The 19,961-nt window shown below is 42.6% G+C and carries 12 protein-coding genes; 7 read left to right on the top strand and 5 right to left on the bottom strand.

All coding sequences use genetic code 11. From position 1 onward, the window contains the following. Positions 1-51: 51 nt before the first annotated feature. The 6 genes from ATY38_RS07550 to ATY38_RS07525 all read left to right on the top strand — a co-directional run bounded on the left by ATY38_RS07550 (position 52) and on the right by ATY38_RS07525 (position 7,357). Positions 52-438, top strand: a complete 387-nt coding sequence (locus ATY38_RS07550) for a DciA family protein (protein ID WP_235590208.1) — start codon at positions 52-54, stop codon at positions 436-438. 317 nt (positions 439-755) lie between these two features. Next, the gene (locus tag ATY38_RS07545; RefSeq protein ID WP_062558768.1) at positions 756-2,612 is read left to right on the top strand and encodes a ribonuclease catalytic domain-containing protein; all 1,857 of its coding nucleotides are present in this window, start codon (positions 756-758) and stop codon (positions 2,610-2,612) included. Positions 2,613-2,755: 143 nt separating this feature from the next. Beyond that, complete coding sequence (locus ATY38_RS07540) at positions 2,756-3,643, top strand: energy transducer TonB (RefSeq protein WP_062558767.1); 888 nt, start codon at positions 2,756-2,758, stop codon at positions 3,641-3,643. Positions 3,644-3,701: 58 nt separating this feature from the next. Next, positions 3,702-4,520, top strand: a complete 819-nt coding sequence (aroE, locus tag ATY38_RS07535; protein WP_062558766.1) for a shikimate dehydrogenase — start codon at positions 3,702-3,704, stop codon at positions 4,518-4,520. Positions 4,521-4,726: 206 nt separating this feature from the next. Beyond that, positions 4,727-6,166 (top strand): magnesium transporter, encoded by a 1,440-nt coding sequence (gene mgtE / locus ATY38_RS07530; RefSeq protein WP_062558765.1) that lies wholly within the window; start codon positions 4,727-4,729, stop codon positions 6,164-6,166. 114 nt (positions 6,167-6,280) lie between these two features. Further along, positions 6,281-7,357, top strand: coding sequence for an IS5 family transposase (locus tag ATY38_RS07525; RefSeq protein ID WP_062558764.1), 1,077 nt, complete (start codon positions 6,281-6,283; stop codon positions 7,355-7,357). 409 nt (positions 7,358-7,766) lie between these two features. Here ATY38_RS07525 and ATY38_RS15755 read toward each other — a convergent pair whose 3' ends face one another. The 4 genes from ATY38_RS15755 to ATY38_RS07505 form a co-directional block, all read right to left on the bottom strand. Further along, entirely contained in the window at positions 7,767-8,660 is an 894-nt protein-coding gene (locus tag ATY38_RS15755; protein WP_062558763.1) for a calcium-binding protein, read from the bottom strand. A 189-nt stretch (positions 8,661-8,849) separates the two neighbouring features. Further along, positions 8,850-11,384, bottom strand: a complete 2,535-nt coding sequence (locus ATY38_RS07515) for a methyltransferase domain-containing protein (protein ID WP_062558762.1) — start codon at positions 11,382-11,384, stop codon at positions 8,850-8,852. A gap of 9 nt (positions 11,385-11,393) precedes the next feature. Next, positions 11,394-12,770: an ABC transporter ATP-binding protein gene (locus ATY38_RS07510; protein ID WP_062558761.1), complete on the bottom strand. Its 1,377-nt coding sequence runs from the start codon at positions 12,768-12,770 to the stop codon at positions 11,394-11,396. Next, positions 12,760-13,587 (bottom strand): ABC transporter permease, encoded by an 828-nt coding sequence (locus ATY38_RS07505; protein ID WP_062558760.1) that lies wholly within the window; start codon positions 13,585-13,587, stop codon positions 12,760-12,762. Before ATY38_RS07505 ends, ATY38_RS07510 begins: the two co-directional genes overlap by 11 nt. A gap of 1,724 nt (positions 13,588-15,311) precedes the next feature. On the opposite strand from ATY38_RS07505, the gene ATY38_RS07500 reads away from it, so the two are divergent. Beyond that, positions 15,312-17,438 (top strand): WD40/YVTN/BNR-like repeat-containing protein, encoded by a 2,127-nt coding sequence (locus ATY38_RS07500; protein WP_062558759.1) that lies wholly within the window; start codon positions 15,312-15,314, stop codon positions 17,436-17,438. 107 nt (positions 17,439-17,545) lie between these two features. Here ATY38_RS07500 and ATY38_RS07495 read toward each other — a convergent pair whose 3' ends face one another. Next, positions 17,546-19,606, bottom strand: coding sequence for an ATP-binding protein (locus tag ATY38_RS07495; RefSeq protein ID WP_062558758.1), 2,061 nt, complete (start codon positions 19,604-19,606; stop codon positions 17,546-17,548). Positions 19,607-19,961: the final 355 nt, after the last annotated feature.

Raw genomic sequence — 19,961 nt, 5'->3', positions numbered from 1 at the left:
CTTCTGGGCAAAACGCCCGAATATGCAAGCCTGCTTTCATCGGCACGTCGATTGAATGAAGCTCAATTAACATTCTCTAAACTCATTCCAGCACAGTTAAAACAATATTGTCGTCTGGGTCTAATTCTGGACGGCAAGTTAACCATCCTGGTAGAAAATGGCGCAGTTGCCTCAAAACTCAAGCAAATTTCACCATCGCTGCTAATTAAACTACAGCAGCGTGGCTGGAAAGTTACTGCATTTCAAATATTGGTGCAAGCACATAACTCGCCCAAAAACTCAAGACCATTTGAAAAGCAAGGACATAGTAAAAGAAAATCAAAACTGAGTCAGACGGGCAAAGAATGCTTAACTCAGCTCGCTGCTACGATGTCAGATTCAGAACTCAAAAAAAACCATCCAATTCTTCGTAAGAAAACATCAAGACACCTCAATTGATTACAATGATTCAGAAACGTAATGCAAATGATGGGACAGTTCTAGTAACGAGGCTCATTATTTTGACACATCCGGCGCATCAATTGTCCCAGCCAATCAATGTCCTAGAGAAATTACCGCTACTCTTGCCCACGATTGTCTACTTGATTTTTATTTTCTGTAACCGTCTCGTATATAATGCGGGAATATTGATCAGGTTTATACATGCCAAAGCAATTACACTTAACTGTATGTTAAAACCTTTATTTTTCCGATGATGATTTAATCTCAAAGTGTCAGTCTAGTTCCGAATATCCGACTGACCGTATAAAAACCCTATGAATGTTTTTTATGAAGAAGCTGGAACCTTCAAGATAGGAACCATATTAGCTGACAATAATACCTCGCTACAAATAGAGGCTATCCATGGCAAACGCTCAAAGATTAAAGCCACATCGGTGTTATTCAAATTCGATACGCCTCCGCTATCCGAATTTATGAGCCATGTCCATAAAATTGTTGAAGAATTGGATCCGGATTTTCTTTGGGAATGCTGTGCTCAGGAAGTCGAATTTGCCAGCAATACGCTTGCTGCCGATTATTTTGGACACTCACCCAACCCGGTTGAATCTGCTGCCACATTGATGCTGCTTCAGAATGCTCCGATGCATTTTTACAAAAAAGGACAAGGACGTTACAAGGCAGCACCGCCCGATGCGCTCAGAGCGGCCCTCGTCAGCCTGGAGAAAAAACGCCTGCAAGCAGAACAACAAGCGCGCTATATGGAGCAACTTAACCAATTCATTCTGCCCGAGGAATTTAAACCGCGGCTTCCACAATTGCTCTACAAGCCAGAAAAAAATTCCATCGAGTGGAAAGCGCTCGAAGCTGTTTGTGCCGAAACCAAGCATACTCCTGTAAAGCTAATGGAAAAGTGTGGCGCCATACCCTGTTCACATGATTATCACTTCAATCAATTTGTCTGGCAACATTTTCCCTCCGGCATCGATTTTAATGAATTAGATTCACAACCGGTAGCTAATAATATTAACGACTTACCCTACACAGATGTAGCTGCGTTCAGTATAGACGATGCTTCAACGACCGAAATTGATGATGCATTCTCTGTTACATCCCTGTCATTGGGGAGCTTCCGCATTGGCATTCATATTGCTGCACCTGCTCTTGGAATTGATCCTGATTCTCCACTCGATAAAACCGCTGCCACACGATTATCGACGGTATACTTACCCGGAAACAAAATCACTATGCTGCCGGAAGCAATCATTAATCACTTTACACTCGCGGAAAATACAATATGTCCGGCACTTTCATTATATCTAGACGTTTCTGATGATTTTACCGTCATAAAAACCGAAAGCCGGATCGAGAAAATAAAAATTGTTGCAAACTTGCGTCACAACGAATTAGAGCAACACTTCAATGAAATCGCATTAAACAAAGGAGATTTCCAACATACCTTTAGCCAGGAATTAAGCCTCCTATGGAAATTTGCCTGCAAAATGGAAAATCAGCGTGGCAAGGCCAACGATATCAATAGCGACAAAATTGATTACAGTTTTGAAATCAAAAACAATCGTGTCACAATCAGCGAACGCAGACGCGGATCCCCCATTGATAAGGTAGTCTCCGAATTGATGATTTATGTCAATATGGAATGGGGTAAACAGCTCGCTGATGCGGGCATTACGGGTATTTTTCGCAGCCAGACAAATGGAAAAGTCAGAATGAGCACTTCCCCTGCTCCACATCAAGGACTCGGGGTTTCGCAATATGCCTGGAGCAGTTCTCCCATGAGACGCTATGTGGATTTAATCAACCAACGGCAAATCATAGCGCTATTACGTAATGAACCTCCGTTTTACACCAAAAACAGCGACAAAATTTTAATTGCGATGCGCGATTTTGAAATGATCTATAGTATTTATGGGGAATTTCAACGAGCAATGGAACGTTACTGGTGCTTGCGCTGGTTGGTGCAAGAAAGAATTCAAACCATCAATGCTCAGGTTATTAAAGAAAATTTAGTGAAATTTGACCATATTCCTTTCATCACGCGAATTCCTTCATTACCGGAAATGGCGCCCAGCACTTACGTCAAACTTCAATTATCCGAAATAGATTTACTGGAGCGAACTTTGCATGCAGAATTCTTGCACAAACAGGATGCATGAGATTTATTTATACGGAAACTTAATGAGCCATGCGGCAAGCAAAAAGCTATCTCCTAAAATACCGCAATCTTTAGAGATCTTAGATTTAACTTTCAAGGTTTGATTCTTTGGCTGTGATCTTTCAAACACACGCAATTTCATCCATGGCATCGAGTGGTTATCAATTTTTACAAACCAATCGCATCTTTGTTGCGATAGTATCTTCGCTATTGTTACACATCATTATATTGTTTGGAGTGACTTTTCAATTTCCGCAACCCCAAATTGACAAAATTGCATCCTCCCTCGAAGTAGTGCTGGTTAACAATAAAACCTTGAGCCAGCCTAAAGAAAGTAAATTACTTGCGCAAGATAATCTGGACGGTGGCGGCAATACAGATGATGACCGCAAGGCAAAAACCCCTCTCCCTGTTCTGCCGAAAAGTAAGCCTATCCTCAATGAAAAGGTAGCACAACAAAAAGTAAAACAACTGGAACAGGAAGCTAAGAAATTAATGGCTGCTGTCAGCGATATCCCGAAAATCCAGGCACTCGACACGCAAGGCAATGAAAATGAAGATGAAAACAAGCCGGTGGATGTCGATGCGAATGAATTATTACTACGCAGTCTTGATATCGCCCGACTCAGAGCGCAGGTGGATCAAGATCACGATAGCTATCAGAAACGTCCCAAAAGAAAATTTGTTGGCGCACGCACCAGAGAATATCGCTTTGCGCGTTATGTTGAAGATTGGCGTTTGAAAGTTGAGCGTATCGGCAATTTGAATTACCCGGAAGCTGCCAGAAAAGAAAAATTATACGGCAACTTGCAACTCACCGTTGGGATTCGTGCTGACGGCAGCCTCGAATCAATCGAAGTTAACCGTTCATCCGGGAAAAAGATTCTTGATGACGCCGCCATCAACATCGTAAAACTGGCCGGACAAAATGGATTTGCGCCCTTCCCACCCGATATTAGTCAAGATACGGATATTTTACATATTACCCGAACGTGGGTATTTGCATCCTCTGACACATTGCTCAGTCAATAATTTTTTATTGAAGCTGGAATTTCCTTATCTTTAAATTTAATTAAAAAGTTTCTTACTTATGCCTGATTTGTATGCCGTGATCGGTAACCCCATATCACATAGTAAATCACCACTGATTCATACCGCTTTTGCCCGACAAACAAACCAATCCATACAATATGACGCCCGCTTGGCTCCGCTTGATGGTTTCATGCTGGCTGTGGAAAATTTCCGTCAACAAGGTGGCAAAGGATTGAACGTCACCGTGCCCTTCAAGCTGGAGGCTCATCACCTATCAACTCACTTGACGGAACGAGCGAGAATCGCACAGGCAGTTAACACTCTAAAATTTGAAAACAATGGGATATCAGGTGATAACACGGATGGGGCCGGACTCATTCGCGACATCGAATCGAATCTGGGCCTCTCTATTGCGGGCAAGCGCATACTGCTGCTCGGCGCCGGTGGTGCCGCACGGGGCGTGATTCTTCCACTATTGCTGCAAAATCCCGCTTTACTGGCTATAGCAAACCGCACACCGCACAAAGCTGAAGCATTACAACAACAGTTCACTTCACATGGTCATATCGTAGCAGGTGATTTTATAGCTTTCCCGGAGGAAAAATTCGACATCATTATCAATGCCACTTCCGCCAGTCTACACAATGCACTACCCCAAATACCCGCCAGCATTTTTTCACATGCCGCACTTGCTTACGATATGATGTACAGCCATGAACTCACTCACTTCCTTAAATTTGCTCAATTACATGGCGTGCAACAACTGGCAGATGGTATTGGTATGCTGGTCGAGCAAGCCGCTGAATCTTTCTTTATCTGGCGCGGCATCTATCCTCAGACAAAGCCAGTCATTACAATGTTAAAATCATGCCTGTAAGGCCAGTCTTACGTGCTTCTTCTAATATAGCCGTTGTAATTTCATCAAACCGATTTAACCAAGCGTAGCATCGACCCACAATTTTATAGTGCTGAAGCCGCAACGCGGTTTATACTCACCGGTCATCAAATTGCAAACTGTCCGGCGTATAAACAGTCTGAATTTATTCTCAATAAAAAGACTATTCTTGCAAGCATAAACCCGTTATGACCGAAACGAACAACAATAATCAGGAAAGCTCATCGAATCCATTACAACAAGTCACTTTTCTGTTACATAAATATAAATTAGTGGAGGGTCTGGTTAATTTGCAAGATGACACAAACCCGTCACTCAGCGAATCGGAAGTCCAGAAGCAAAATCTAACCGAACTGCAGGTTTTTTTGGATCAACTTCATCCTGCTGATATCGCAAACATTTTGGAAGCACTACCACTCGAAGATCGTCTTCTGATCTGGGGTATGATCAAAACAGACCGTGACGGTGAAGTATTGCTGGAAACCTCTGACGCCGTTCGTGCCTCGCTGATCACTGATATGGGCACTCAAGAGTTGGTTGCTGCTACGGAATATCTGGACGCCGATGAAATCGCTGATCTTGCACCTGATTTACCGCAGGAAGTGATGGATGATGTTTTCCGTTCATTACCCATAGAAGAACGCGAGCAACTGCGCGCAGCTATGTCGTACCCGGAAGACTCCGTAGGTGCACTGATGGATTTTGATGTCATCACCATTCGTGAAGATGTGAGGCTGGAAGTGGTTCTACGCTATTTACGCCGCCTCGATGAAATGCCGGATCATACCGATCAATTATTCGTCGTGGACCGGAATGAACAACTGAAGGGAGTATTGCTGATCAATCGATTAATCGTCAGTGACCCTGACATCCTGGTTGCCGAAGTGATGACCAAGGAAATGATTAAACTGCGGCCGAACGATGTCGCACAACAAGCTGCTAACGCTTTTGAACGCTATGACCTGGTTTCAGCTTCAGTGGTAGATGAAAACAACAAATTACTTGGCCGTGTCACTGTCAACGTCGTCATCGACTTCATCCGAGAAACAGCAGAAAATGAAGCGCTGAACTTAGCGGGGTTGAGTGAAGAAGAAGACCTTTTTGCCCCGATTCTAAAAAGTGTCAAGAACCGCTGGGGTTGGCTGGCGATCAATCTGGTCACTGCCTTTATCGCATCACGGGTTATCGGTTTATTTGAAGATTCTATCGAGAAATTGGTCGCTCTCGCTGCGCTCATGCCGATCATCGCAGGCATTGGCGGCAACTCAGGCAATCAAACCATCACCATGATCGTACGCGCACTTGCATTGGATCAAATCAATACCCGAAGCGCCTGGAAATTGATCACCAAGGAAGTCGGTGTGAGCATCGTCAATGGCTTGCTATGGGGAACTGTAGTCGGCTTATTCACCTTCGCTATTTATCAAAATGCCGAACTGGGTTTAGTAATGACTCTGGCCATGACGCTCAACTTGCTGCTAGCCGCATTATTAGGCGTCATGATCCCATTGACCTTACGCAAACTTGGCCGCGACCCGGCTTTAGGTTCCAGCGTGATGATCACCGCGGTAACAGACAGCGGCGGTTTTTTCATTTTTTTGGGTTTGGCAACCTTTTTCCTGCTGTAAGGAGAGGTACGTATATACTAATCTTACAAACTTATTAAGATTCCTGCACAACCTCGCCTGCCAGTGCAATAACCAACTAAAATAGAGGGGGTTAAAAGACAGTTGGAGCAAAAGATGCAGATGAGTTTTGGAACACTGGAATTAGCAGAGCGATTGAAGCGAGATAATGTTCTGTTGAAGATTGATGCCCTAATTGAGTGGGAGGACTTACGTCCGAAACTTACGGGTTTATACAAGCGCGAGTTATCGCATGGTGGAGGCCAAGAGCCGTTTGATGGGTTGTTGATGTTCAAAGCGATCCTGCTAGGTCAGTGGCATAGTTTATCGGACGCTGCGTTGGAGCAAGCACTGTGTGTACGCATTGATTTTCTGCAATTTTGCGGACTGTCCTTGTCGGATGCGATACCGGACGAAACCACTTTGTGCCGGTTCCGTAACCGGCTAATAACCAACGACCGGCTAGATGATCTGCTGGCCTCTATTAATGAACAGCTTCAATGCCACGGATTGATGATCAAGGGTGCGACAGGAGCGGTCATTGATGCCACGCTGATTGAGTCAGCGGCACGCCCTAAAAAGACCATCACACTGGAAGTGGATGCCGAAGAAGGTAAGGTTGTTCAGTTTGAAGATGGCAGTCAACCTGGAATCAACTGTATCGAAGAACAAAGCGCGGATCCGGATGCGACCTGGCTAAAGAAAGGCAGGAAGTCGCAGTTTGGCTACCGCAGTTACCTGGTGGTGGACGCACAAGACGGCTATGTGCGCGGGGTTCACACCGCCCCTGCCAACCAGAGCGAAATGATGCATTTCGAAGCCGCTATCGATGGTGCGCATATCGAGGCGAATCGGGTGTATGCCGACAAGGGATCCGCCAGCAATGCCAATCGGCAATTTCTAAGAAAGCAAAAGATCAAGAGCGCAATCATGCATCGCGCGTACAAGAATAAACCCCTCTCGTCACGCCAGAAGCTGGCGAATCAATTGATCAGTAAAAAACGCTATATTGTCGAACAGTGTTTCGGCACAATCAAACGCTTATTCAGAATGGGACGCGCCAGCTACTTCGGTACGACGAAAGTCAACGCCCAAGTCATACTGAAAAGTATCTGCATGAATCTAAAGAAAGCAGCCAACAAAATCTTCGTAGACCAACCATTAAGGGGAGCGATCCGTCCAAATATTACATAAGGGGGAAAAATTCACCTAAAAAAAGGAAAAAACTCCACTTTCTATTAAAGTGACGTGCAACAAGTGTCACTTGGAAAATTTTCTCTGTCACTACAGCAAAATTCTTGCGGTTGTGCAGAGGTCTTTATTTAGTAATATCAATCCAAAGGCTTATCAAATCTAAAATCAGCTACTTGAATTTTGGTTATCAAATCAGCCAAAATCAATACAGCCTGAATTTTAGGATGGGAACTTAAATCATCAAAAGATATATTTTTATGAACAAACTCGTTGCAACTTTTTCTCCAAGAGAATAATTTTTGGGCTTCTTTTCAGTAACGACAAACTCAATCAATAACTCCCGGCTAAGTCTGTTTTTTATCTACAACGAGAACCTCCTGTTACCTGATCAGGAGGTCATTTATTAATTTTACAGAAGAATATCAATACTAAGATTTAATGCAGGCGCACCCACTAGTTGAATTTTTATATCTGCTCCACCAATCACATCACCAGTCAAAATGCCATTAACATAAGTTCCAACAGTAAATGCTTGATCTCCAGGAAGAGTTAGATCTGCATCTATGGGGGAAAGATTTATCCTATCACCCTGTGTTCGATTAAAATCGGTTATTTTATCCATTCCTCCAACCGGGCTATCTGAAACAGAAAAATATCCAAAATCGTCTGCACCACTTCCACCGAAATAAGTATCCGCCCCACTTCCGCCGTTAAAAACATCGTTTCCATCACCCCCATTAAGAGTGTCAATACCCTTGTTACCCACAAGAATATCATTGCCGCCATTGGTCACGATAGTATCATCGCCATCAAGACCAACAAAAGTATTAGCGCTATTATTGCCCAATAAGGTGTTACTAAGATTATTTCCTGTGCCAGAACTAACAGTTCCCTCTAAAAACAACCACTCAAAGTTTGCTGGTAACGTAAAATTGTTCGCAGACGTGTAAACTTTATCAGTACCTGAATTGGCATTCTCCGTTAAGTATTCATTAGCTTGGTTTATATAATATGAATCATCGCCTGCCCCCCCCTTCATCGTATCTCTGCCCTCCTGACCGTCCAGAATGTCATTCCCAATACCGCCCTCTATATGATCGTCACCACTATCCCCTAATATTGTATCGTTTCCATCTTGGCCATATAAAGAATCATCAAGTGTGCCACCGTAGATTGTATCATTGCCTCCAGCACCATAAATTGAAAGATAATAATCAAAATCAGGCGGCTCAAATGAAGTCAGCACAAAAGAATACAAATCTTCATTACTATTTGTGCCATACCACGCTGCATAATAAGTCATTATAAATTTCTTCCTTGTTAAGATATTTTTAGAAATACATGAGATTAGAATTTTCTATCATTAGCAAAACATTACTCCCATAAACATAAAATAAAATAAAATAAAATAAAATAAACAACAGATTGCCTCTCTTGCTTATCAATCTTATGATAACTGATAAGCCTGAATAATTCACTTGTTTTCTGCATCTTATAACCTCTCATTGTGGTAACTTTGAACCTTCTTCTGGAGCATATGCTCGCTTGTGGCGATCAAGTCAGAATACTGAGTATTCTGGAAACCCCACAAGGTAGAATGAACCTCTTCCCTGTGACCGACAAGAAAAGGCAACGTTACTATCACGCGTAGATTATCTTGTCTTTCCAAGTACTTGTCGATAGTATTGGTTTGGTCATCTATGTGACGCGGATTCCATGTAACCAAATTGTGCAGAGCCTTCTCACTATAAATATTGCAAACCATACTGGTCATTTTGTCGAGCGTCACAAAACATATGCCTTGAAAGGTTTCAACGTGGAGAATCTGGGCTTTCTCATGCAATACAGCAATAACTCCGGAAAAAACGTCCCAATGATTATGTTTTGTATCCAGGTAACTCTGCACAATGCTCATTTTCTCCTCGAATTCATCTGGCAAGAGCACATCATCTTCGAGAATTGTTAACCGCTTGATTTGATGCTTTATCGCATGACGCGCCAGGTTTACGTAGGATAAGCCGCACCCCACCCAGCCAGGACGTAATCGTACACCATCGAATACAGCACAATTTTGGGGTTGATTGGCCTCATAGACACGGCGACGAAAAATTGCCTCTGGCATTGATAAGGCAATACGAGAGACATCTTGCGGCAGTGGTAACTTATTTTCAGCCAGTTTCTCAAGTGACAAAAAACCCATGGCGATCAAGAATCGATCAAACATAAATACAAAACGCTCTGAACTGCGGACAGCAGCCTTATGCACTATTTCTGGTGCAATAGGTTGCGCTAATGCATTTCGAACCGCATCAAGCATGGCTTGCACATTACCTTGTTCGAAGAAAGTTACAGCCTCGGAAATTTCCGGATAATCGGCCAGATCTTGAGAAGTTTCAGACACCACAGGAATACCCAGAGAAAGACATTCCTGGATACGTGGCATTTCCAGCAGCGCATTTTCGTAATAATGTAAATTGATGACGATTCGTGCGCGGCGAATCTGATTAATCATGTCAAGACCAAAAAGCTCGGGACTTATATGTACATTAAAATTCTTCTGTAGAGCATCCAACATTTTGCGTCGATGCGGCGAACTGTTGGAATCACCATAAAACAGTACATCACAATTCTTATCCGTCGATGGAACGTGATTCATGTAATTTGGATCGGCACCCACGGGCAAATAATACACATGAGGATAAACTACCTGTTTGCTAGCCAGAAATTCTAAATTGACCAAAGCGTACTCCAGTACAGCTAGCGAACCATTCAATATATGGATGTAGTTGTCAGTAAACCAGCGTGAGCTGACTGATTGCTCCATTTGATAAGCTATACGCCTTTCACCGGGAGGTAGTTTTTTGAACATCTGCGAACAAATCACAATGTACATATCATGTGGGAAACCATTAGGTGCACTCGTCAGAATGTCAACTTCCCAACCATGTATACGAAGGCGCGAGGCAATCAGATGTGCGATAAACAAAGTATGGGGTGTTGCCATGATGCCCCAGCGTTTAGGGGGTCCCATCACGGTAAAATTCTGCATAGCCTGCTCGAGCTGAATCGATCTGAGTCGACTGTATAGACCTTTGAAATCTCCTCGAGCGACATAACGAAAAGCTGCACGAGCTCGGCGCGTGAAAGCACCGATACGACCCATCTGTGTCATGAAGACACGAAGAGGATGTGTAATGCGCCATGATCTTGACTGGTACAGGCTAGCAAAGAGGCGATCATGCTCGGTGACGACCTGATTAAGCTCAATTATCTGCCGATCACGTTCGGTTAGTATTTGGTTAAGCTCGATTATCTGCTTATCACGCTCAATGGCAGCTTGACTAAATTCGATTATCTGCCTATCGCGCTCAGCAATCTGATTATCATGTTCAGCTACCGCTTGTTCAAGGTAACTGAGTTTATCTAACAGAGCAGACTGCCGGAGTTGTGGAGATCTGTTGAGGCGCCTCTCAAATACGCCATGCTTAATGGCAAAGAAATATAGATCATGCGTTTCCATGCCTATTGAAAATTCGGAAAACTGAAATGTATCCGGTATATTTATGGCTGTTCGAATGTCATTTTCATCTAGGTTACGATAATAATCCGCCCATTCAGCATCGATATTTGCCAGAAGTGGAGCATCGTCAGGCGTAGTGCGACGCGTACCATGTTCAGGGCGCCCTATCGTCGCGCAAGTAATGAGCAACACTCCCCCAGGACGCAACATGCGCATTGCATTATTCAAAGTTTGTATCCAATATCGATCATGTTCGAGGCACTCAGTGGAAATAATGATATCGAATGTTGCATCGGGCAGATCAAGTAAATGTGCTTCAGATACAACATCAACATTGCGACCCTGCGCTACGTCAACGCCCAAATAAAGACTTTCGACATCGAATAAATACTGATTATTTCCGTTGATATCGAGAGAACCAATATCCAAAACCATTACACCCGTAAAAAATTGCGGAAAGCGCGCTTTGATGGATTCACAAAATTCTTGCTGTTGAACATGTGCCATTAGTTTTTCCTAATTTCGAATTGTATTCTTGGTTTTTTGTGTGGCGATATCGATATGTACCATGGGTATGCCAACAAGCCCTGTAGATACACTGCTAGACTCGGATTTAAATAGCACCGCATCGGATATCCAGTGATGCTGGATATGTTGATCCTGCGTGCCATTTGCAATTGCCGTAGCAATGCTGTAGTCACCCGCGGGTAGTATGGGCATAAAAAAAGTAAACTCTGCTTGGATTTCGTCTCCAGACTCGCATAACAAAGGGGTATCCATAGCACTAAGATATGTATTATCACCAAAAAGCGCCTGGCCCAAGCGATCCTTGATAACAAATCCAATAATAGGTGAATCCAGAACTACACGTGCGATTGCTTTTATTTGCAAGGTAACCTGCTCACCCCCAACCACCCACGCCAGAACAGAACCTTCCTTGTCAAGAAATTGAACTTCTATGATTTGCGCACCATGTGTTCCAAATGATGGCGCATCCTGGTCAAATTCAAAAATTTCTAGATCGTTGCGCAAATTGCTAGCATTAATAAAATCCCGACGTTGATCCATTCTCACAGAAGAACCGTTTCTCTTACTTTGCAACCCCGCATTAGTTGGACTTATTTTGCCTTGTTGTGCTTCATAATATGCTTTCAGATACATCTCGCATACATCTTTCGGAGTGCCCTCCTGCATTACTCTCCCTTGTTCTAGCCAAATTACCGAGCGACATAAATTTTTTATTGCACCCGTATCGTGACTCACAAAAAGAACGGTACCGAATTTCATAAAACTTCGCATAAAACGCATGCATTTCTGTGTAAAAAATGCATCGCCCACTGCCAGTGCTTCATCAATTACCAGAATATCTGCATCTACGTGTGCAATTACAGCAAAAGCTAGTCTAACCACCATTCCACTCGAGTATGTTTTAATCGGCTGCTCAATAAATTCTCCGATATCGGCAAAGGCCACAATATCATCAAATCGTGCGTTAATCTCTTCCTGACTCAGACCCAGCACGGTAGCGTTCATGTAAACATTTTCCCGTCCGGTAAACTCCGGATTGAAGCCTGATCCCAATTCCAGCAACGCGGCAATACGCCCGTGGGTCTGAACATTCCCACTGGTCGGATTCAACGTGCCGCAAATCATCTGCAGTAAGGTAGACTTGCCACAACCATTGCGACCAATGATGCCGACGGTCTCGCCCTTCTTGATCTCGAATGAAATATCCCTCAACACCCAAAACTCACGAAAAAATTGCTTAGGTTTCCGTCCGGCCAAGCGTTGCAAACGGGGAATGATGATTTGCTTGAGGAAATCGCGCGGATGATCGTAAATCTGATAGCACTTGCTAAGGCTCTCGACCTTAACGGCAATGTCAAAGGACATTGGCAAATCCCTTACGCGTTTTCTGAAACCAGGCGAAACCCAGCCATGCCGTTACTGTGGCAACTGACAAGTAGATAATCCATCCCTGCCAACTTATCCCATTCCCCCAAATCATCACGCCACGAGCCTGTTCAATGACAAATGTCAGGGGATTGACTTGCAAAAATTGATGGTACTCCGGGGGCAAAGCAGTAATCGGATAAAAAATTGGCGACAAAAACAACAGTGCAGTCATCATAACGCCAACAATCTGGCTGACATCGCGTAAAAATACTCCCAGCGCCGCTAAAAACCAGCTAAGCCCTAAAATCAGCAATAAGAATGGAATCAACAATAAAGGAAATAATAAAAGTGTGACTTGCGGCACACCAAAAAAGACCAAATAAAAGATCAGCCAAACCAGAAAACTGATCAAGAAGTGAAAAACTGCAGAACCCATGGCAACAATGGATAGTATTTCCAAGGGAAACACCACTTTCTTAACATAATTTACATTTCCCAGCACCAACCCCGGAGATCGATTGATGCACTCTGCAAACAAGTTATAGATCATTAAGCCGGCAAACAAAACCAGTGCAAATTCTGTTCTGGAATCCGTGCCGCCCTCCCATCGCGCTTTGAATACCACGCTAAATACAAATGTATAAATAATCAACATCAAGACGGGATTAAAGAATGACCATAATATCCCCATAATGGAACCCCGATAGCGACCAATAACCTCTCTTTTGGCCAGAGAATAGATCAGACTTCGATGGGTCTTGAGGGTGTTGATTAAGGTAAATGGAGAGATCGATCGAGCAGCGTGCGGATTCAATTTTAAAATTCCAAGCTTACAAACAAATTTTTAATCCTGCAAAATGCGCAAATCATTCCTGAAAGACCTTCCGCAATGAACCGGAAGAAAAATTGCACCAATTCATGTTGCTAGATTACAAAATTATGACAATGATAACAGGTGCGACATTATCTACAAAAACGTGAATTAGAGCGAGTCATTTATCGGGAAAGCCGTTGAAAAACATAATTGAGGCAATCATTATAAGAAAAAACAAACGGAGAAACCTAGTTATATGCTTGATCCACATCCTTGACTTCAAAAACATAGAAAATTCATGTATTACATTCCCCGTACCAAACCCTTTGTCATCGCCTTGCCACTATTCAATGCATTATTCTAGTAAAATTTTCCAATAGCTAATGTGATTAATATCACAGGACATGAAAGCCAAATCACTTCCGGCAAAGTCAAAAGTTTATACTTATTGATCCTTCCAAGAGAAGAAAGCTGGCACCCTGCCTTAAATACCGCATCAAATATCCAGTTTGAGCTGATCATAATGCTCGCCTTTCTTTTCTGGGCTAAAATGTATTTTCCTAACACGTCTCTTTGCCCAGATAAAAAAGACGGATGAAAAGACTCAAAATATTCGCCAGGTCCTCTGCGACATTCCGGATTTTAAGAATGGAAGCACCGTGGCATAATCTGCCCTCTTCCTCATCGACCAAAAGAATTCTCGTCTTCGATTCTGCCGCTGATACAATGGAGTCACATGAAAATCTTTGCTGAATCGGTCGATGACAATCTGGATTATGAGTAGCTGCTGATACCAATCATATCAAAGTTCATGCGTACGCCACTGGCGCACAGGAAATGAAGTTATTAAATCGGCGAGATAAGAGCTTTTGCCAAACCAGCATCGAATGCAGTGATCCACACAGCAAAGCCTTTGAGTTCAGTATCACGGACAAAAAAACTTGAGCCGTTTCTGCTGCAATTAATCTGACAAGAATATTCCTACATATATTAGGACATATTCAGTACAGCGTTACTATAAAATTAAGGCGGCCTGTCACTTATTATTTGAGAGCTATAAGAATATTATTCAACAGACCAGACAGAAAGTAGGGGCTAATGGAAAAGTTAGAAGTAGCAAGCTAAAGAGCAACAATATAGTGGGCAAGTGAATAGCGCTTTATTACGGACAATGCTTTGAATGCAAAAGCTCAAAACGGTCTATCAGTATTTTAATAACCTTATCTGGTATATGTAATTGAGTATTCATTACTTGCAGACCTATTCGCCCGCTGTAAATTAAGACCTGCTATGAGCAAAAATCGATTACAGAGAAAACTATCATTGAGTATTAGTCGTCGAAAGATATGTCGGCGTCATAACTCTCTCATCTCGGAACGTTTGCCACTGACTGAAAAAGCTACAAAGCTGCGATTTTTATCACACTGATCAGTATTAAACAGACCTACAATGTAGGCTTGCTTTTTTAAATTTTTTATACTTTACAATTTAATAATATTCCGACAAGAAGTTAAGATATTTATAATATAAAATAATAATCAGTAACTTATAATTCATACTAATTTTTAACAAATAGGATCAAGTGTCTTATATGAATGGTTCAAAATGACCTTAAGAAATTACATTAAGAATTTAAATTTAGCTATACACAGGAATTAATATTCTTTATCAGGTTATTCACAAATAATGCAGAATTATTATATCCACTAACTAGAGGTACAAGAATGAAAACTAGTTTTTTTCAATATCCCGTAACATTATTTGCCCTCCTCATACTACTTTGTATCAGTAGCAATAAAATTCATGCCCATAATCCGCATGATATGGTATTTGGATTAGGCATTTCCCCTAATTACGCTACTGATAAGACTCTCTTTCTGTCCACCGATGCAGAGGCGACTTCAGATCAGTATACAAACATTCTGCGATCATCCGATGGCGGCGCGACATGGATTCGATTGCCAAACGGATTGGATAATGTATTTGCAGATATCTCTATTCGCGTTTCGCCAAACTATGGTACCGATAATACGGTCTTTGCCACCACTAAGGGAGATGGGGTATATCAATCCGTAGATCAAGGAAATTCCTGGCAGCTTTCTAATACCGGCCTTTTTAATCTCAAAGTAAAGGAATTGACTATAGCCAAATTAGGAAACAATGATTACGTGGTTTTCTTGACAACTATGAATGGCCAACTTTACCGGCGTTCCCGGACAGAAACGACCTGGACTAGAGTGCAAAATTCAACCCTAGGCATACAGTTGGTAGCCGTATCACCCAGCTTCACAACCGATCTGACGGCCATCACTGTCAACAAAACAGGAAATCTGCAGAAATCTACCGATGGGGGTTTCACTTGGAACAGTATCGGGAATATCGCAGGAACAACCTTTCATGACATCGCAATGTCAGGAGGGAACCCTAAAGAAGTATTTCTGGCTACTGCTGACGGAATCTATTACAGCAATAATACAGGCGCGACCTTTACCCTCAAACCAGCCAATCTACCATTGGAAGCAATTAACAATGTATCACTATCTCCAAACTATTTAACTGATCGCACAGTTTTCTGTACCAGCTTAACAAAGGCTGTATATAAATCGACGGATGGCGGCGATAGCTGGACTTATCATGCATCAGGAGCGGCAGTTACCGGACAAACAGCTGCATTGGAAGAATTCAGTGAGCTGCAGGTATCCAATACATTCTCGGCAGACCAAACAGTCTTTCTGTCGGCGTATGATGGGCTTTTCATTTCGAAAGATGGTGGTATCACATGGGCTCAAAAACAAACCCGAAGAAATCTGCTCACCGGAGTGGCTTTGTCACCCAACTTCATCAATGATCAATCTGTGATTGCAACAACATACTTCGGTGGGGGTATATACACTTCTACCGATCGTGGTGCGACATGGACCATGGATAGAACAGGGTGGCCAGTCCCAAATAGCCTGAGTCTTCCAATGAGTGCTTTCGATGTCAATTTCTCCCAGAATCAATCAGGCTCCCCTACGGCTGTTGCCTCACGGAATACTGGACATATTGGATTTTCGAACGACTTCGGACAAAACTGGACTACAAAATTTATTCCGAAAATTACTGAGATATCGCCATTTGCTGTCTATATCAATGCATTCGTTTTGTCACCTACATTTGAAACTGATCGGGAAATCTACCTAGGAACAAGGTCACATGGAATTCTTCAAACCCTTGATGGCGGTAACAGCTGGCGCTGGCTGCGGGGTGTCCCCACTACATCCCATATCGTAAGCTTGGCTATTTCGCCTAACTACGCGAATGATCGTACTGCCTTTGCCGCAAATCGCGCTGGAAAAGTTTGGCGCACAACGGATGGCGGTAACAGCTGGTTACAATCACTGAGATTCGATTCAATCACACTACGCGGCCTACCGGGACAGCAGCATTTATCAATTGCCGTTTCCCCTCAATTCGCCACGGACAAATTAGTCTTTATCGGCACAAGCAATGGCTTATATCGCTCAAAGAATGGTGGCAATGTGTGGACTACAATGACTCAGAATCATATAGGCCCAGGAAACGCAATCCATCAAGTTGAATTTTCTCCCAATTTTTCCAATGACCGACTTATCTTCGTCAATGTTCATGGAAAAGGATTATATAAGATTACACTTAACAATCAAGGAAATATAGCAACATCTAAAAATATAGGTACTTCATTGTTGCAAGAAAATATTCAATTTACTGAATTCCGCCTTTCTCCTGGTTTTGCGCTTGATGCCACCATTTTAGGCGTTGCACGAGACAGCACTTACATTTCAAATGATGGCGGCTTGACTTGGACATTAGCGGGTAAAGTTGAATGGTAATACAGCTGATTCCAAGTAATTCCTAATTAGTAACCCTTTCCCACGCTATAGTGTGGGAAAGGGTTACGTGGCATTAATTCGAAAGAAAAATGATCTGGCTAAGCTGATTAAATAATCAAATTTTTATTGACATCATTATTCGTACTATACGCGGGCTGTTCTGTATTGATTATGGTATCACCTTCATTAATTCCTCTTGCCGGCAATTCGAACCAAAAAGTACTTCCGACACCCAATTCACTTTCCACACCAATGCAACCACCCATCATTTCAATGACTCGTCGCGTAAGCGATAATCCTATCCCTGTACCTTCGATGGCACTCCCTGCAGCATCAAGACGATTAAAAGGTTGAAACAACTCTGTCAATCTATTAGCAGCAATACCCATCCCGGAATCGGTAACAATAATTTTTAAATATCCCGAATTATCCGAATTCTTAAGTTCGATATGCACCCACCCGCCTTTCCGATTGTATTTAATCGCATTGTGAATTAAATTGAGGATAATTTGTTTGAATCGGATTCGGTCGGTATATATAACCTTATCCGCCATTTCACTGTGTGTCAGCTTGATATCCTGTCCATCTGCTTGTATTTTCACCAAGTTGAGGCATTCCTCAACAACAGTATAAATATCTATCCACTCGAGTTGCAAATCTATGCGCCCCGACTCAATTTTTGCCAAATCCAGTACCTCATCAATCAATGCAAGCAAATGAATACCCGCCGACTTGATTCCCTTAACGTATGTCAGATGCCGATCATCCAAACCCTCCAACTCAAGCAATTGACTAAAACCAAGAATCGCATTCATCGGCGTGCGCAATTCATGACTCATGCTGGAAAGAAATTCGGATTTAGCCTTATTTGCCCGTTCCGCTTCATATCGAGCCGTAATGAGTGCCTGCTCTGCTTGAGTGCGTTCGGTAATATCTTCAACCATCGACCAGATTAATTTCCGGCCAGAAACATCGCAGATCACCACCCCGTTAAGCTGAACCGGGTAATGACTGCCATCCTTGCGAATATATTCTTTTTTATAGGATGCAAAACTACCTGTCATTTGCATACTTTCAAGTTGTTGGGCCTCCCGTATCGCATAATCTTTTGGTGTAATGTCCCAATAAGTAAGACTTAATAACTCTTCTCGCGTGTAACCGGTTGGAACCAACAATGCCTCATTGACGTCAATAAATTTTCCTGTTTTATAATCATTCAACGCGATACCAATTGGGGACATTACGAACAAGGCTTCAAGCCGGGCTTCGCTATCCCGTTTCTTTTGTTGAAACTTCGCAACTAAAACAACGGGTAACAAAATCAAAAGACCTGTGAATACCAAACCCAAGCGAAAGACAATACTCTCGTTGCCGATGATCGACCACCCTCCTTTAGGAATGGCAGCGATCTGCCAAGAACCATAGGGTAAGGAAATATCCAGCAACATAGGATTTTGCTCAAATAATTGATCAGTACCGAAAAAAACCTCGCCCGCTTTACCTAACGCATCTTTGCCTCGGATCGAAATATCAAATTCTTTCACAAAATCCAATAAACCACTTGCTTGATATAGTTTGTTCACATCAATCACGGCCGAGATCATGCCCCAGAAAACTTTCTTTCCTGATTCAGCATTATCAAGAAATACCGGAATCCGCGCGATAAATCCCAATCCACCTTGAACCAAATCAACCGGTCCGGCGATAATAAGATTTCCGCTATCCCGTGCGCGCAATACCGACTCAAGCTGCTGTGGATGTTCCCGAAAATTGAGACCTATCGCCGCCTCGTTGCCCTCAACCGGATACATATAACGTATTACCAAGTCAGGAGCAGCACCAATATTGCGAAGCTGTGACCGGCCCTTAAATAAATATTGCGCTAATTGGGTAAATTTTTCCATCGACAAATCCGGCTCAACAGAGATAGATGCAGCGAGCCCCTGTACTAGTTGAGCATTACTGATGATTTTTCCTTCCAGGTTAGCACGCAACAAACTTAAGTGAACAAATGCCGCATCACGTATTTCACGTTCCAAATTACGTGAATGCAGGTGATCCGCATAAAAACCCATCACTAATAAACAAATCCCAACCAGCACAGCGGGAAAAAAGAACAATTGCCTTTTATGCAAAAAAGTCTGAAGACGATCTACACTGTTACTCATAAACTGGAGCCTAAAAGACTATCAATACCATTGAGAATGAGCACATACCAATCGAAGATTTAAATTTGCGTTGTGTGGGATTGCAGGTCATGAACCACTTACCCTTCTCATTGTGTCCGTACCTTCGCAGACAGATAATTATGATTAGAAATCATAGCTTGTATACCGCCAAGCCAAAATTTTCACAATACTAGCTGATCAAAGCTAACTTATTCATCGATCTTGTTTTAAATAAAAACCTCAGAAAAGATAGCCTTTCACACTTCTATTCATTCCCTACTTATTTCTTTTGCTTTCTATAATGATAAATATGAACACTGTTCAGTGATTCTAGAGGTAATTCACTTCAAGTATC

The organism is Nitrosomonas ureae (assembly GCF_001455205.1).
Taxonomy (GTDB): domain Bacteria; phylum Pseudomonadota; class Gammaproteobacteria; order Burkholderiales; family Nitrosomonadaceae; genus Nitrosomonas; species Nitrosomonas ureae.
Note: the sequence above shows the minus strand (reverse complement) of the source record. Positions and strands in the feature narration are given on the sequence as shown.

Excerpts from the sequence above, each read along its gene's own strand:
- mgtE (WP_062558765.1), top strand. The coding sequence starts at position 4,727 with ATGACCGAAACGAACAACAATAATCAGGAAAGCTCATCGAATCCATTA.
- ATY38_RS07495 (WP_062558758.1), bottom strand. The coding sequence starts at position 19,606 with ATGAGTAACAGTGTAGATCGTCTTCAGACTTTTTTGCATAAAAGGCAA.
- ATY38_RS07500 (WP_062558759.1), top strand. The coding sequence starts at position 15,312 with ATGAAAACTAGTTTTTTTCAATATCCCGTAACATTATTTGCCCTCCTC.
- ATY38_RS15755 (WP_062558763.1), bottom strand. The coding sequence starts at position 8,660 with ATGACTTATTATGCAGCGTGGTATGGCACAAATAGTAATGAAGATTTG.
- ATY38_RS07515 (WP_062558762.1), bottom strand. The coding sequence starts at position 11,384 with ATGGCACATGTTCAACAGCAAGAATTTTGTGAATCCATCAAAGCGCGC.
- ATY38_RS07540 (WP_062558767.1), top strand. The coding sequence starts at position 2,756 with ATGGCATCGAGTGGTTATCAATTTTTACAAACCAATCGCATCTTTGTT.
- ATY38_RS07510 (WP_062558761.1), bottom strand. The coding sequence starts at position 12,770 with ATGTCCTTTGACATTGCCGTTAAGGTCGAGAGCCTTAGCAAGTGCTAT.
- ATY38_RS07525 (WP_062558764.1), top strand. The coding sequence starts at position 6,281 with ATGCAGATGAGTTTTGGAACACTGGAATTAGCAGAGCGATTGAAGCGA.
- ATY38_RS07545 (WP_062558768.1), top strand. The coding sequence starts at position 756 with ATGAATGTTTTTTATGAAGAAGCTGGAACCTTCAAGATAGGAACCATA.
- aroE (WP_062558766.1), top strand. The coding sequence starts at position 3,702 with ATGCCTGATTTGTATGCCGTGATCGGTAACCCCATATCACATAGTAAA.